The organism is Jeotgalicoccus aerolatus (assembly GCF_014635205.1).
Lineage (GTDB): Bacteria > Bacillota > Bacilli > Staphylococcales > Salinicoccaceae > Jeotgalicoccus > Jeotgalicoccus aerolatus.
In genome coordinates, this window is the sequence record NZ_BMCN01000001.1 from 685972 (window position 1) to 700630 (window position 14659).

12 protein-coding genes are annotated in these 14659 nt (G+C 44.0%); all 12 read right to left on the reverse strand.

What is annotated here, in order from left to right:
- Nucleotides 1–10 precede the first annotated feature (10 nt).
- The 12 genes from IEU81_RS03525 to nusA all read right to left on the reverse strand — a co-directional run bounded on the left by IEU81_RS03525 (nt 11) and on the right by nusA (nt 14650).
- Entirely contained in the window at nt 11–2458 is a 2448-nt protein-coding gene (locus IEU81_RS03525) for an FtsK/SpoIIIE family DNA translocase (protein WP_186090327.1), read from the reverse strand.
- Nucleotides 2459–2540: 82 nt separating this feature from the next.
- Nucleotides 2541–4214, reverse strand: coding sequence for a ribonuclease J (locus IEU81_RS03530; RefSeq protein ID WP_208454707.1), 1674 nt, complete (start codon nt 4212–4214; stop codon nt 2541–2543).
- Between the two features lie 32 nt (nt 4215–4246).
- Nucleotides 4247–6379: a polyribonucleotide nucleotidyltransferase gene (gene pnp / locus IEU81_RS03535; RefSeq protein WP_186090328.1), complete on the reverse strand. Its 2133-nt coding sequence runs from the start codon at nt 6377–6379 to the stop codon at nt 4247–4249.
- Between the two features lie 639 nt (nt 6380–7018).
- The gene (locus IEU81_RS03540) at nt 7019–8026 is read right to left on the reverse strand and encodes a nuclease-related domain-containing protein (protein ID WP_092595422.1); all 1008 of its coding nucleotides are present in this window, start codon (nt 8024–8026) and stop codon (nt 7019–7021) included.
- Between the two features lie 144 nt (nt 8027–8170).
- Entirely contained in the window at nt 8171–8440 is a 270-nt protein-coding gene (gene rpsO / locus IEU81_RS03545) for a 30S ribosomal protein S15 (protein WP_186090330.1), read from the reverse strand.
- Between the two features lie 136 nt (nt 8441–8576).
- Nucleotides 8577–9515, reverse strand: coding sequence for a riboflavin biosynthesis protein RibF (gene ribF, locus IEU81_RS03550; RefSeq protein ID WP_092595418.1), 939 nt, complete (start codon nt 9513–9515; stop codon nt 8577–8579).
- The gene (truB, locus tag IEU81_RS03555) at nt 9502–10452 is read right to left on the reverse strand and encodes a tRNA pseudouridine(55) synthase TruB (RefSeq protein WP_092595416.1); all 951 of its coding nucleotides are present in this window, start codon (nt 10450–10452) and stop codon (nt 9502–9504) included. Before truB ends, ribF begins: the two co-directional genes overlap by 14 nt.
- An 89-nt stretch (nt 10453–10541) precedes the next feature.
- Nucleotides 10542–10892 (reverse strand): 30S ribosome-binding factor RbfA, encoded by a 351-nt coding sequence (rbfA, locus tag IEU81_RS03560; protein ID WP_092595414.1) that lies wholly within the window; start codon nt 10890–10892, stop codon nt 10542–10544.
- A gap of 2 nt (nt 10893–10894) precedes the next feature.
- Complete coding sequence (infB, locus tag IEU81_RS03565; RefSeq protein ID WP_188352517.1) at nt 10895–12991, reverse strand: translation initiation factor IF-2; 2097 nt, start codon at nt 12989–12991, stop codon at nt 10895–10897.
- 14 nt (nt 12992–13005) lie between these two features.
- Nucleotides 13006–13302 (reverse strand): L7Ae/L30e/S12e/Gadd45 family ribosomal protein, encoded by a 297-nt coding sequence (locus IEU81_RS03570; protein WP_092595409.1) that lies wholly within the window; start codon nt 13300–13302, stop codon nt 13006–13008.
- Nucleotides 13299–13583 (reverse strand): RNase P modulator RnpM, encoded by a 285-nt coding sequence (rnpM, locus tag IEU81_RS03575; RefSeq protein ID WP_092595406.1) that lies wholly within the window; start codon nt 13581–13583, stop codon nt 13299–13301. Before rnpM ends, IEU81_RS03570 begins: the two co-directional genes overlap by 4 nt.
- Before the next feature lie 11 nt (nt 13584–13594).
- Nucleotides 13595–14650 carry a transcription termination factor NusA gene (gene nusA, locus IEU81_RS03580; protein WP_092595404.1) on the reverse strand — a complete coding sequence of 352 codons (1056 nt, stop codon included), beginning with the start codon at nt 14648–14650 and terminating at the stop codon, nt 13595–13597.
- Nucleotides 14651–14659: the final 9 nt, after the last annotated feature.

A 14659-nucleotide genomic window follows, 5' to 3' on the forward strand; every position in this document is an offset into this window, starting at 1 on the left:
AAACTCCTAACTAATCTTCGTGGTTTTCAATCAGAACACTCCGCGGTTTAGAACCGCTTGCCGGTCCGATGACGCCGTTTGCTTCTAAGTCGTCAACGAGACGCGCTGCACGGTTGTAGCCGACTCTGAACTGACGCTGCAGCAGACTTGCTGACGCGCGCTGTTCTTCAATGACAAACCATTTAGCATCCGGGTATAATTCATCTTCTGATTCGACCGGTGCACTGACTGTCTCTTTCTGATTCATTATAACTGATTTCTCATAATTTGCTTTCATTTGATCTGTAATGAACTTAACGACATCCGTCACTTCATCATCATCTAAAAATGCACCTTGGACACGAATCGGTTTAGAACGGCCTGAAGGCAGGAACAACATATCCCCGCGCCCAAGCAGCTTCTCTGCGCCCATAGAATCGATAATCGTACGGGAGTCCGTCTGTGAACTCACACTAAAGGCAATTCTGGACGGGATATTCGCTTTGATAATCCCTGTGATGACATCGACGGATGGGCGCTGTGTTGCGATAATTAAATGAATACCAGCTGCACGCGCCATTTGTGCGATACGCGTAATCGATGCTTCCACATCTTTAGATGCGACCATCATTAAGTCTGCAAGCTCGTCGACTATTACGACGATATACGGCAATTTCTGAACCTTTTCAGGATCGTCTGCCTGGCGGACTAAATACTGGTTATAAGCTTCGATATTTCTCGTGTGCGACGCGCTGAATAAATCGTAACGGCGCTCCATTTCGCTGACGATACGGTTGAGGGCATCGCTCGCTTTTTGAGGATTGGTTACAACCGGCGCTAATAGATGAGGAATGCCGTTATAGACATTTAATTCAACCATTTTCGGGTCGATCATCATCAGTTTAACTTCGTGCGGCTTGGCATTCATCAGGATACTGATAATAATGCCGTTAATACATACCGACTTACCGCTTCCCGTTGCCCCTGCAACTAGCAGGTGAGGCATCTTATTCAGTTCCGCCATAATCGGCGCCCCTGAAATATCTTTACCAAGTGCGACTTCCAGCGGGTTATCCGATGATTTTCTTTTCAGCACTTCTCTTAAAGTGACCATGCTGACGACGGAGTTCGGCACTTCGATACCGACTGCAGATTTGCCTGGAATCGGCGCTTCGATACGGATATCTTTAGCAGCAAGACTTAAGGCAATATCGTTTTGCAGATTTATAATTTTAGAGACTTTCACACCGACATCCGGCTGAATTTCAAATTGCGTCACTGCCGGTCCAATTCGAATCTTAGAAACTTTGGCATTCACACCGAAGTTTTTCAGCGTATCTTCAAGTACACGGCCCTGCTGTATCACTTCTTTATTGCTGACTTTTTCTGTCGGTTCAGCATCATTAAGAAGATCAATGGCAGGCAGTTTATACTCGATTAACTGCTTCAGCTCTTTATCATCAAACTCTTCGAACTCGCTGTCACCCGTCTCACCTTCAGGCACGTCATGCGCTAAATCGTCGTCAGGCGTGTCGTATTCCAGTTCTTTCTTCTCGACAGCCTCTTCTTCGATTTGTAAATCATGATCCGCTTGTGTCTGCTTATCAACCGTCGGCGTATCTTCGTATTCTTCCATAAGAATTTCTGAGTCGTACACTTCCGGCTCTTCATATTGTTCTGCTTCTTCGAGCAGCTGAGCTGTATCCGGTTCTGGTTCTTCAGTTTTCTTGGCAAAACGGGATTTACGTTTTTTCTGAGTCCGTTTTTCAACAGTCTCTTCTTCAGCTGGAGATTCAATAATCGGTTCAGCTTCTTTTTTAGGCGGACTGGTTTTCTTCGTTTTCTCTTTCTTCGGACGGTTTTTAAACCATTCAGCAATTCTATTAAACAGAGCTGCCAGTCCGGCGCCAATTGCTGTTAGACCGCGGATAACAAAAGTAAAGTCGTTTCTAAGCGACTCTTCGATACTCTTGTGACGGACGATCAGAATGCTTAAATAGATAAAGATTAAGCCGATTAAAAGCGTTCCGAAGAAACTGATGCCTGTCGCTGAAAAATTGAACAGCGTCTGGCCGATGGTTCCCCCGCCGGTGAAGTCAAAGCCCGGCTCCCTGGTCATCGTCAGCATATCGTTAAATGTATAATAGCTGTCGATTCTCTGTCGGTCGGATAAATACAGGATAGAATGCAGCAGGAAAAGCAGTCCAAACTGCATCATCAAATAACCGAGCATGCGTTTAGTGAAAGGAAATTTTAAATGTGTCGCCAAATAAAAACTCGCGAGTAAAAGCACGAGGTATGTAAAGTAGCGGCTTGTACCAAAAAGAAAATTAAAACCGGCGTCTGCATATTCACCGACGAGGCCCAGCTGAAATGCTGTAATGATAAGTAAAATAATAATGATTAAGGCGAAACTGGCATAATAGGTTTTCTTATCATTATTTTTCTTCTTCGCAGTGCGCTTTCGTTTAGTCGCCATCTTTTACCACCTTCTTTTTCAGTTTTAATTATAAGAACGGAGATATAAGGTTATCCTAATATCTCCGCTCAATTTTAATCTATTATATTTCAGAAATGATTGGAATAATCATCGGACGACGCTTCGTTTCATCGTATAGGAATTTACCGAGGTCATCTCTGATATTTTGTTTTAGAACACTCCACTCAATCTTGCCGGCACTGATGTTATCTTCGACAATACCTCTCACGTGTTCGGATGCCTCTTTCATCAGCTCTTCCGACTCTTTAACGTAAACAAAACCGCGCGATTGAATTTCAGGTCCCGCTGTAATTGCTCTGGCTTCACGGTCAATCGTTACTACAGCGATAAAAATCCCGTCCTCTGACAAGAGTCTTCTGTCGCGGAGTACAATATTTCCGACATCGCCGACACCGCTGCCGTCGATCAGTACATTGCCTGCTTCGACTTTTTCAGTGCTGAACATTTTCTCGCCGTCATACTGAACGACGTCTCCTTTTTCAAGAAGGAAGATATTTTCAGCTTTCACGCCTGTTTCTGTTGCCAGTCGCGCGTGAGCAATCTGGTTTTTAAATTCGCCCTGAACCGGTATAAAGTGTTCAGGTTTAAATATATTCAACATCATTTTAAGCTCTTCGGCATGGCCGTGGCCTGAAGCGTGAATATCTTTAGATGGTGTGTTAATCTGTGCGCCGGCTTTAACGAGTTCGTTAAGCGTCGAGTACAGAACAACTTCCATATTAGATGACGGTGTCGTTAAAATATAAACTTCATCGCCTTCTTTAATATTCGTCACTTCGTGCTGGCCGCGCGACATTTTACCAAGCGCTTCGATCGGCTCACCCTGCGAACCGGTTGCAATGATGACAACTTCGTTATCAGGATAGTCTTTAATTTCGTGGCTCGGTAAGAGCAGGCCGTCCGGAATATCAAAGTAACCGAGTTTTCTTGCCACTTTGAATGAAGATTCAAGCGTGCGTCCTAAAAAGGATACTTTACGTTTAGCTTTAGCTGCATTCGTCAGCACCTGCTGAATGCGCACGAAATTCGATGCATAGCAGGAAACGATAATCCGGTTTTTTGATTTTTGGAAAGCATCTGAAATATGCTCTTCAATTAGATTTTCTGCAACATTATAACCCGGCTTTTCTGCCTCAGTCGAATCACTGATTAAAGCGAGTGTCTTATTCTTTTCTGCAAGTGAATACATCTTCGCCATGTTGTAGTCGTAGTTGCCTTTAAGACTCTGGTCGAATTTAAACTCACCGGTATAGACAATGGCACCGTATGGTGTTTTCATGCTGATACCGTAAGAATCAGGAATACTGTGAGACGTCTCGAAAAATTCGACGTCTGTATTTCCAAAGGTCATTACAGATTCATTGTTAATTGCATAAAATTTAACTTTCTTCTTAACGTTCTTCTCTTTCAGACGTTCTTTAATTAGTGCAAGTGTTAAACGCGAACCGTAAATTGGAACGTTTAAATCTTGAATAATGTATGGAATTGCTCCGATTGAGTCTTCGTGCCCGTGGCTGACAAAAATCGCTTTAAGGCGATCTTTGTTTTCCAGCACATATGAAATGTCAGGTATCACAATATCGATACCGAGCATTTCGTCTTCCGGGAACATCAGACCTGCATCTAAGATAAACATATCGTCGTCGACTTCAACGACATACATGTTTTTTGCAATCTCACCAACGCCGCCGAGAGGAACGATTTTTACATGTGCTTTTTTGTTTTCTTTCTTCACATTTATGTCCTCCTTGTTAACTTCCGGCAGTTCTATTTGTCTTCTTTTTGTTCTTTATCTTCTTTATCTGCTTCGAGCAGCACTTTGCGGGATGCGTTGACGCGACCCTGTCTGTCGATTTCAGTCACTTTAACACGCATTTTATCGCCTAATTTAACGATATCTTCAACTTTGTTGACACGTGATGTGTCGAGCTGGGAAATGTGCACTAGTGCATCTTTACCCGGGAAGAGCTGAACAAATGCACCGAATTTTTCAATGCGGCGGACTTCTCCGTCGTAAATCTCTCCCACCACAGCTTCTCTAGTAATATCTTCAATAATTTGACGAGCTGCTTTAATCGCATCCTGATCTGATGAACCGATGTAAACTGTACCGTCTTGTTCGATATCCAGTTTAACGCCTGTTTCATCGATAATTTCATTAATTTTCTTACCGCCTGGTCCAATGACATCGCGGATTTTAGCAGGTTTAATATGCATGACTTCAACTTTAGGCGCGTGTGCTGATAATTCAGTGCGCGGCGTGTCGAGTGTTGCAAGCATATTTTCTAAAATGTGCTGGCGGCCGATGCGCGCCTGCTCTAATGCTTCTTGTAAAATCGCTTCGTCTAAACCGTCGATTTTAATATCCATTTGAATGGCTGTAATCCCTTTAGGTGTTCCTGCCACTTTAAAGTCCATGTCGCCGAGCGCGTCTTCCATACCCTGAATATCGGACAGGATTGTATAGTTATCGCCCTTTTTAACGAGCCCCATCGCAATTCCTGCAACCGGTGCTTTAATCGGCACACCTGCATCCATTAATGCAAGTGTCGAACCGCAGATTGATGCCTGTGATGATGAACCATTAGATTCAAGCACTTCAGATACGACGCGAATCGTATACGGGAAGTCCGTTTCATTCGGAATCACTTGCAGCAGTGCGCGTTCACCTAATGCGCCGTGGCCGATTTCGCGGCGGCCCGGTCCGCGGATTGGTCCAGTTTCACCCACAGAGAAGTTCGGGAAATTGTATTGGTGCATGTAGCGTTTGTTATCTTCAACGCCCAGACCGTCGATAATCTGGTGTTCGCCAAGACCGCCGAGAGTTGCAACGGATAAAGCCTGCGTCTGACCGCGGGTGAATAAAGCAGATCCGTGAGCGCGCGGCAGTAGACCGACTTGTGAATTTAATGGACGGATCTGGTCCGGTTCACGGCCGTCAGGACGGACTTTATCGTCTGTAATTAGACGGCGGACTTCAGCTTTAACAAGCTCGTCGAAAATATCTGAAGCATCCGACACTTGAGCGTCGTAGTCTTCAGCCTCTTCGTCAAGACTTGCAATAATATCCTGTTTGACTTCAGTGATGTTCGCTTCGCGCGTCTGTTTGTCAATTTCCTGGATTTTAGCGTACAGATCCATCGATTCAGCTTGCGTTGTAATCTGTGCACGGAAATCTGCGTCGATTTCTTCAATGACTACTTCGCGTTTAACCGGATTGATTTGTGCAATCGCATCATTTTGGAACTGTACCATCTCTTTAATGTTTTCATGACCGAACAGAATCGCTTTTAACATAATATCTTCAGGTATTTCCTGTGCCGCTGCTTCTACCATGTTTACTGCGTCGTAAGTACCGGCAACTTGCAATTCAAGCTCCGATTTTTCCATTTGTTCAGTCGTCGGGTTGATGATAAACTCCCCGTCGATCAAGCCGACAGTCACTCCTGCAATCGGTCCGTCAAACGGAATATCCGATACGCTGAGCGCCATCGAAGAACCGAGCATTGCTGCCATTTGCGGAGAAGCATCATTGTCAGCGGACAGGACGATAGACATCACCTGTACATCGTGACGGTAGCCGTCCGGGAATAGTGGACGAATCGGTCTGTCGATTAAACGGCTGGTCAGCGTAGCATCTTCACTCGGACGCCCTTCACGCTTGTTGAAACCGCCGGGAATTTTCCCTGCTGCGTACATTTTTTCCTCGTAAGCTACTGTTAACGGGAAAAAGCCTATGTTTTTCGGTTCTTTCGAACCCGTTGCTGTAGAGAGCACTACTGTATCGCCGTAGCGTACTAGTACAGACCCGCTCGCCTGCTTAGCCATCTCTCCGTACTCTATAATAAGCGGGCGACCGCCCCACTCTGTTTCAAACACTTGTTTAGTCTGTTCATTCATAATATGTTTTCTCTCCTTAGCTTTGGCACTTATAATTATCATATCATTTTTGTCATAAAATATATATATAAAAAGGAATTGGAGGCAGGTGAGGTAAGGATGCTGGTAAAGGATGTGGCAGGGCTGCTGGTTTGGTTTGCTTTGGTTCGGTTCGGAGCGGTTCGGACGACGTCGTCGTTTTCACCACGTCATCCCAAGCACTCCGGACGACGTCGCCATTTTCACCACGTCATCCCAAACAGTCCGGACGACGTCGTCGTTTTCACCACGTCATCCCAAGCACTCCGGACGACGTCGTCATTTTCACCACGTCATCCCAAACAGTCCGGACGAAGTCGTCGTTTTCACCACGTCATCCCAAGCAGTCCGGACGACGTCGTCATTTTCACCACGTCATCCCAGACGCTCCGGACGACGTCGTCGTTTTCACCACGTCATCCCAAGCACTCCGGACGACGTCGCCATTTTCACCACGTCATCCCAGACGCTCCGGACGACGTCGTCATTTTCACCACGTCATCCCAAGCACTCCGGACGACGTCGCCGTTTTCACCACGTCATCCCAAGCAGTCCGGACGACGTCGCCGTTTTCACCACGTCATCCCAAGCAGTCCGGACGACGTCGTCGTTTTCACCACGTCATCCCAGCGACTTTTCTCTCTGCACCTGACCACCCTTTTTAATATTCCGGTATCTCCCGTTGGACGGTGCCTGCTTGAGTGCATCTTCGAAATCGTAATATTTAAACTTATACTCTGTTTCGTTTCCTTTTTTCTCGATAGTACAATACTTAAGTAAATAGCGCTGTACCACGCGGATATCAACACAATCACCCAGCAGGTTCATTAGACTGCGGCAAGTCATCGGCTGCTTATAAAATAAAAACTTGTAATCGCTGATTGCCCTGACGATATGCGTTTCTTTTGTTTCTCGGGTATGACAGGATTGGCAAGTAAAGTGATAGCGTCCCTTGTCCAGCTCAAAACTCCCGCAGCCTCCGCAGTATAATCCTTTTTGAAGTGAATCGGCATCCGCGCATTTATCAAAATACGGATTTTCAATGATGCGTGATTGGATCAGATCGGCAAGACGGCCGGCATAGTCCGTATTGAATGCGTTTTGAAAACTTCTGAAGTAACGTTTTAAATCGAGACGAATCACCGTCTTTTTCCAAATTGAATCGTCATCTGAATACAGACGAAAGTCGTCGTTTGGAAACACAACCTTGCCGGAAATACTAACTGTAAGTCTTTCTTCACGGAAAATACCGTAGAGTTTGCCGATTGCTCTATCGAGCTGAATATAGGCGTTTTCGCTTAGCACGGAATCGTTTTTGACGAATCGGCTGTCTTTATAATGGTATTCCCCGCGGTAGTTTTTAATCTCGTTGACAGTAATTTCGTCACCGCTGATAATGATGCTGTCATACTGCGCACCCGACCGCTCTTTTCCAAGATAAACATCTCGGAAAATCAGCATGTTCGAATGGCCTGTTTGATCAAGAATTTTATCGTATAAAATTTCTCCTTCAAAACCGTTTTGCGACGAATAAAGTAACCTTTTTTCTTCTGGGTTTAACTGTTTTCGATAGCTGAGCGCCTGAGTAAATATTAGTTCCGGCGGCATGTGCCTGTCCGTTAAAAACATATGACCGACTCCTTAAAGTATTTTCTTACTTTAAATATAGTCGAATTCAAAAAGTTTCCCAGTAATACACTGCGAAATTACAAAAATCGCAAAACTGCATATAAAAAACCCGACTCTCTGAGAGAATCGGGTGTAATTTGTAAATTAACGGCGTAAACCAAGTTTAGCGATTAAGTCACGGTATCTAACAACGTCTTTGTTGCGCAGGTAAGTCAGTAGGTGCTTACGGCGACCTACCATTTTAAGAAGACCTCTTCTTGAGTGGTGGTCTTTTTTGTGCGCGCGCAAGTGTTCGTTTAATGTGTTGATTTCTTCTGTTAATACTGCGATTTGAACTTCAGGTGACCCTGTATCAGTTTCGTGTACGCGGTATTCTTCGATTAGTTCTGTTTTTCTTTCTTGTGAAATTGCCATTATAATTCCTCCTGTTTTTTATAAATACACCTGTATCCGAGCATGCGTCGGAGTTTCAACAATACCAAGATACGGTACTCGTCATATTATAAACGTTTACGCCCTCTTTTTCAAGTGCTGATTCTCTAATCAGACTTTAAAAGTCTTTCAAGAGATCGCGGGCAATTTTAGCATCCGAGTCAATTGCTTCGATTAACGGCTCAAGTCCGTCGAATTTTTCTTCGTGACGAACAAAGTTGTGCCAATGTATCGTTACGTTTTCGCCGTAAATATCGCGGGCGAAATCAAAAATGTACACTTCAGTCGTTAGACGCGCATTGTCGTGGAAAGTTGGTTTAACACCGACACTCGCAACACCTTTATACAGCGTATCATCATTTTCAATCGTCATCGTGACAGCATACGAGCCTTTAGCCGGCATGAAGTAACGGTAGTTCGGCTCGATATTAGCTGTTGGAAAACCAATTGTACGGCCGCGTTTTTCACCCTGGACAACGATGCCTTCAATGTCGTAGGCACGTCCGAGTGCTTCGTTTGCTTTATCGAGTTCGTGGTTATCTAAATATTCGCGGATGCGTGTCGTTGAGACTTTGTCATCCAGCATGATGTGCTTATTGACTTCTGTCGTATTAAATTCATCGTACTGTTTTAAATCAGTCACTGTACCGCTGCCTTTTTTACCATATGTATAGTCAAAGCCGGCGATGACTTCTTTAATATTACTGCCGATAATATACTCTTTGACGAAGAAATCCTTGTCGAGCCCGGCAAATGCACTGGAGAAATTAATAACGAAAACGTAATCAATATCGAGTTCTTCCAGTTTTTTCATTTTGATGTCGAATGGTGTTAAATAAGTCGTGCGCTGTTTTTTAGGATCGAGTACGACAGAGGGATGAGGATCGAATGTCATAACTGCTTTTTTTAAACCTTTTTTTTCTGCAATGCCCTTCATCGTATCGATCACGTCGATATGTCCTAAGTGCAGGCCGTCAAAAAATCCTAAAGCTGCCGCTGACGGCTCTATATTTGTAAGTACTTCATCGTTTGGATAGTGTAATTTAATTATTTCCATAAGTCCCCCATAAGTTGTTAAACATTTTAAATGGTTTTAACTGATCAGGTTTTTCCGGATGTGTTTTATAAATTCCGAGCGGCATGTCACCGCGGGTAAATAAAATAGTATCGAGCTCAGTTAATCCCAGCATTGTTAATATATCACTTTTTACTACTTTTTGCCCGTGTGTGATTTGAAATAATAAATCTTCCTCTTGAATATCATGTTTCAATATATCTCCAAGTACATCGATAACCGGAATCGGCTCCGCTTTTACAGTGCCGTCCTGCAGGTCTTCGAGTTTGACTGCCTGGTCAATTGAAAAACCGCATGATGCTGTCCGTCTTAAATATGACATATGGGCAGGGTAACCAAGTGCTGCACCAATGTCTACGGCGAGCGTTCGGATATATGTCCCTTTAGAACAGACTACATCGATATCAAATGACACTTCTCCGTCTTCAAATCTGACGTCGGATGTCAATTCCAGATGTTTAATTTTCACAGTCCGGCTCGGACGCTCAACTCTGATGCCTTCACGGGCATACCAGTACAGCTTCCGACCATTGACACGGACAGAACTGTACATCGGCACAGTCTGTTTATAATCTCCGGTAAACTGCTCTAAAACTGCTGCAGCCGCTTCACTGCTTACACTGCCATCCTCAAGCTCCCCTGATTCAAGTGTTTCACCCGATGCATCTTCAGTGTCGGTTGTGCGCCCGAGTGTGACAGTCGCGCTGTAGCGTTTATCGCGTTCCTGTAAAATTTCAGTCAGCTTTGTCGCATCCCCAATCACAATCGGCAGCACACCAGTCACAGACGGATCCAGCGTCCCCGTATGTCCAACTTTCTTCGTGCCGAGGACGCGCCGCATTTTGTAAATAACATCGTGCGATGTCATACCGGCCGGCTTATCCACCACAATGACACCGTGTATATTATTGTTTGCCATTTATATTCACCTGCTTTATTTATATCACACGATAAAAAACCGCACCCGGCTCCCGGCGGGGAAATCGAGTGCGGTTTATATCGTCATGCTTACTTGTCGTCTCTTTCTTTAATATCGCTTAGCAGCGATTCAATTCTTTGACCGTAGTCGATTGAATTGTCGTATTTGAATTTAATATCCGGTGCTTTACGCAAACGAATATTAGAGGCAACAGCTTTTTTAAATAGACCGTTGAATTTATCGAGCACTTCCTGCACGAATTCTCTGTTGTTGTTCAGCGACGTGTAGTAAGCAGTCGCTGTTTCATTTTCTTTTGTGACTTCAACTTCAGTGATAGTCACCATGCCGATGTCAGGTTCTTTCTCTGTGACTGTCGTCCGGATTTCTTCGCTGAGCACTTTTTTAATTTCTTCTGCAATGCGTTCATTTCTCGTAGACATAATTATTTCCTCTCAATCTCTACCATTACGAATGGCTCTATTTGGTCGCCCTCTTTGATATCGTTGAAGTTTTTAATTGTCAGTCCGCACTCATAACCTGTCGTTACTTCTTTAGCGTCGTCTTTAAAGCGTTTCAGCGTATCGAGTTCACCTTCGAAAATAACGATGCTGTCACGAATGACGCGGACTCCGCTGTCGCGTGTAATTTTACCGTCTGTAACGTAAGCGCCGGCAATCGTACCAACTTTAGATACTTTAAAGATTTCACGCACTTCTACATTACCGATGACTTGTTCTTCGAATTCAGGATCAAGCATACCCTTCATAGCGAATTCAATTTCTTCGATTACTTTGTAGATAATACGGTGAAGTCTCATATCAATTTGATTCTGTTCCGCAGCGCGTTTAGCATTCACGTCTGGGCGCACGTTGAAGCCGATAATAATCGCGCTTGAAGCGTTAGCCAGTGTGACGTCTGATTCATTGATCGCACCGACACCTGTATGGATGATGCGAACGTTAACGCCTTCGACATCGATTTTCATCAGTGAAGCTGCGAGTGCTTCAACATAACCTTGAGCATCACCTTTGATGATGATATTGAGATCTTTCATCTCGCCTTCTTTCATCTGTTCAAACAAGTTGTCAAGAGACACTTTCTGGTTGACTTCGCGGTCTCTCATAATTTTGTTTTCGTGGCGTTTTTCACCGATAGAACGTGCTTTTTTATCGTCTTTAAATACGACGAAACGGTCGCCCGCTTCAGGCACATCGTTGATTCCTGTAATTTCTACAGGTACCGACGGGCCTGCAGATTTAATGCGCTGACCCATATCTGAAACCATTGCGCGGACTTTACCGTATGTCGAACCGACAACGATAGAATCTCCAACGTTTAATGTACCGTGCTGAACGAGCAGGCTTGCTGCAGGTCCGCGTGATTTATCGAGTTCTGCATCGATGACTGTACCAACTGCTGGCATATCGCTCGTCGTTTTCAGTTCTGAAACTTCACCGACCAGCGTAATCATTTCAAGCAGATCATCGATTCCTTCGCCTGTTAATGCTGAAAGCTGAACGAAAATTGTGTCGCCGCCCCAGTCTTCAGGGTAAAGACCATGTTCACCAAGTTCAGTCATTACACGGTCCGCGTTAGCTGTCGGTTTATCCGTTTTGTTGACTGCAACAATAATTGGTACTTCCGCTGCTTTAGCGTGGTTAATCGCTTCGATTGTTTGCGGCATCACACCGTCATCTGCTGCAACAACTAGAATTGTAATATCAGTAACTTGAGCACCGCGTGCGCGCATTGTTGTGAATGCTGCGTGTCCCGGTGTATCAAGGAAAGTGATTTTATTGCCTTCATGTTCGATCTGGTAAGCACCGACATGCTGAGTAATTCCGCCGGCTTCGCCCGCAGTCACTTTAGTATTTCTAATAGAGTCTAACAACGTTGTTTTACCGTGGTCAACGTGGCCCATAATCGTTACGACACTTGGACGTACTTCGTCGAGTGTTTCTTCTTCCAGATCAAAGAAGTTAGTCAGATCCGACTCATCAGTGTGCACTTCAAGTTCAGAAGTAAAGCCGTAGTTTTCTGCGACAACTTCGACTGAATCCTGGTCGAGTGACTGATTGATATTCGTAACGATACCAAGCATGAATAGGTCTTTTACGATTGCAGAAGAATCTACGCCGATTTTATCTGCAAGTTCTCCGACAGTAATGCCTTCTTCATAAGTGAAGTGTTTTTCTTTAGGCTCTTCCTGTTTTGTTTCAGGTTTTTTAGCTGCAGCAGGTTTTTGATTTTTACTATTTTGCTTGTTTTTTTGGTTTTGTTTATTATTTTGCTTATTGTTTTTGTTTTCCTGGTTCTGTTTATTGTTGTTCGGCTGATTTGCAGGTTTTTTAGCTGCAGGTTTGCTGTCCTGTTTTTTGGAATTTTTTTTGAATTCCGCATCCAGCATTTTAAGCACATCGTCCTCTATTGAAGACATATGGCTTTTAACCTCTACTTTTTTCGACTCTAAAAAGTCGATAATTTCCTTGCTTGTTAAGCCGATTTCTTTGGCGTATTCATGAATTCTAATTTTACTCATTGAACCAATCCCTTCTATAGGAGCTCTTTTATCTTTCTGGCGAATCCCTTATCGGCAATTGCCAGGACGACCCGGTTATATGATCCGGTCGCCTGAGACAGCTCTTCGTTTGTGTACTTGTCAACTAGCGTGACATCATATGTTGTACATTTATCTTTTATTCTCTTACTGGTACTTTTACCCGCATTTGCTGCCAATAACACAAGTTTTGTTTTACCGGTCTTAATAGCTTCAAGAGCCTTTTCTTCACCGGTAATTGTTTTCCCTGCGCCAGTTGCAAGTCCGATGTAATTTAATATTTTATCATTCATCGTTTTGGAATATCCTCTCTGTAAATGAGGCGGATAATCTCATCGTAGACCGGGTCAAGTGTTTCGGTACTTTTACCGAGAACTTTTTCAAGCACTTTTTTAGCACGTGCATTATTGACTTTGTCGAGGTCTTTAACGACGTAGCTGCCGCGGCCGTTTTTCTTGCCTGTTGCGTCAGCTGCAACTTCGCCCTCTTTCGTTACAACGACGCGGATTAAATCTGCTTTTGGATGCATTTCATTCGTCAGGATGCATTTTCGCATCGGAATTTTCCGTGCCATGTCAATCACCTCTAGTCGTTTACGATGCCAGCTTCTTCAGCATCGGATTCGCTCTTAATATCGATTTTCCAGCCAGTAAGTTTTGCAGCGAGACGTGCGTTTTGTCCTTTTTTACCAATTGCTAAAGACAGCTGGTGGTCAGGTACGACGACGACTGTCGATTTGTTTTCCTCATCCACTTTAACACTTACGACCTGCGACGGGCTGAGTGCATTTTTCACGAAGACTTTAGGATCTTCATCCCACAGAACGATATCGATTTTTTCGCCATTTAATTCGTCAACGATTGCTTCGACACGCGCACCTCTCGCACCGACACATGAACCGACAGCATCGACGTCTGGATTTTCTGCATGAACGCTGATTTTAGAACGCTCGCCCGCTTCACGAGCGACACTCATAATTTCTACAGTACCATCAAAAATCTCAGGCACTTCTTCTTCAAAAAGACGTTTTAAAAGATTTGGATGTGTTCTTGAAACGAAAATCTGAGGTCCTTTAGTCGTCTGTTCAACCTTGTTGACATATACTTTAATTCGTTCATTTGGAATATACGATTCTGTCGGCATGCGTTCTGACTCTGCTAGTACTGCATCAGTTTTACCGAGCTGAATATAAACAAAACGGTGGTCAACACGGTCGATCAGGCCTGTCAGCACTTCGTCTTCTTTACTAATAAACTCATCGTATAAAATACCGCGTTCTGCATCTCTAATGCGCTGCATTACTGCTTGTTTGGCTGCCTGAGCACCGACGCGGTTAAAGTCATTCGGAGTGACATCTTCATCATACGGATCTCCGATTTCATATGCAGGGTTGTATTCCTGTGCAGTTAAAAGATCAATCTCAGCAGTCGGATCTTCAACTTCTGCAACGACGTCTTTTCTTGAGATTACACGGTAAGCACCGGTTTCCATATTTAAATCGATAGTGACGTTTTTATGATCACTGTAGTTTTTCTTGTATGCAGTTATCAGTGCCGCTTCAATTGCATCAGTCAGCACTTCCATTGGAATATTTTTCTCTTTATGAATAAATTCAACTGCATTAATCAGTTCTTGATTCACTCAATTTTC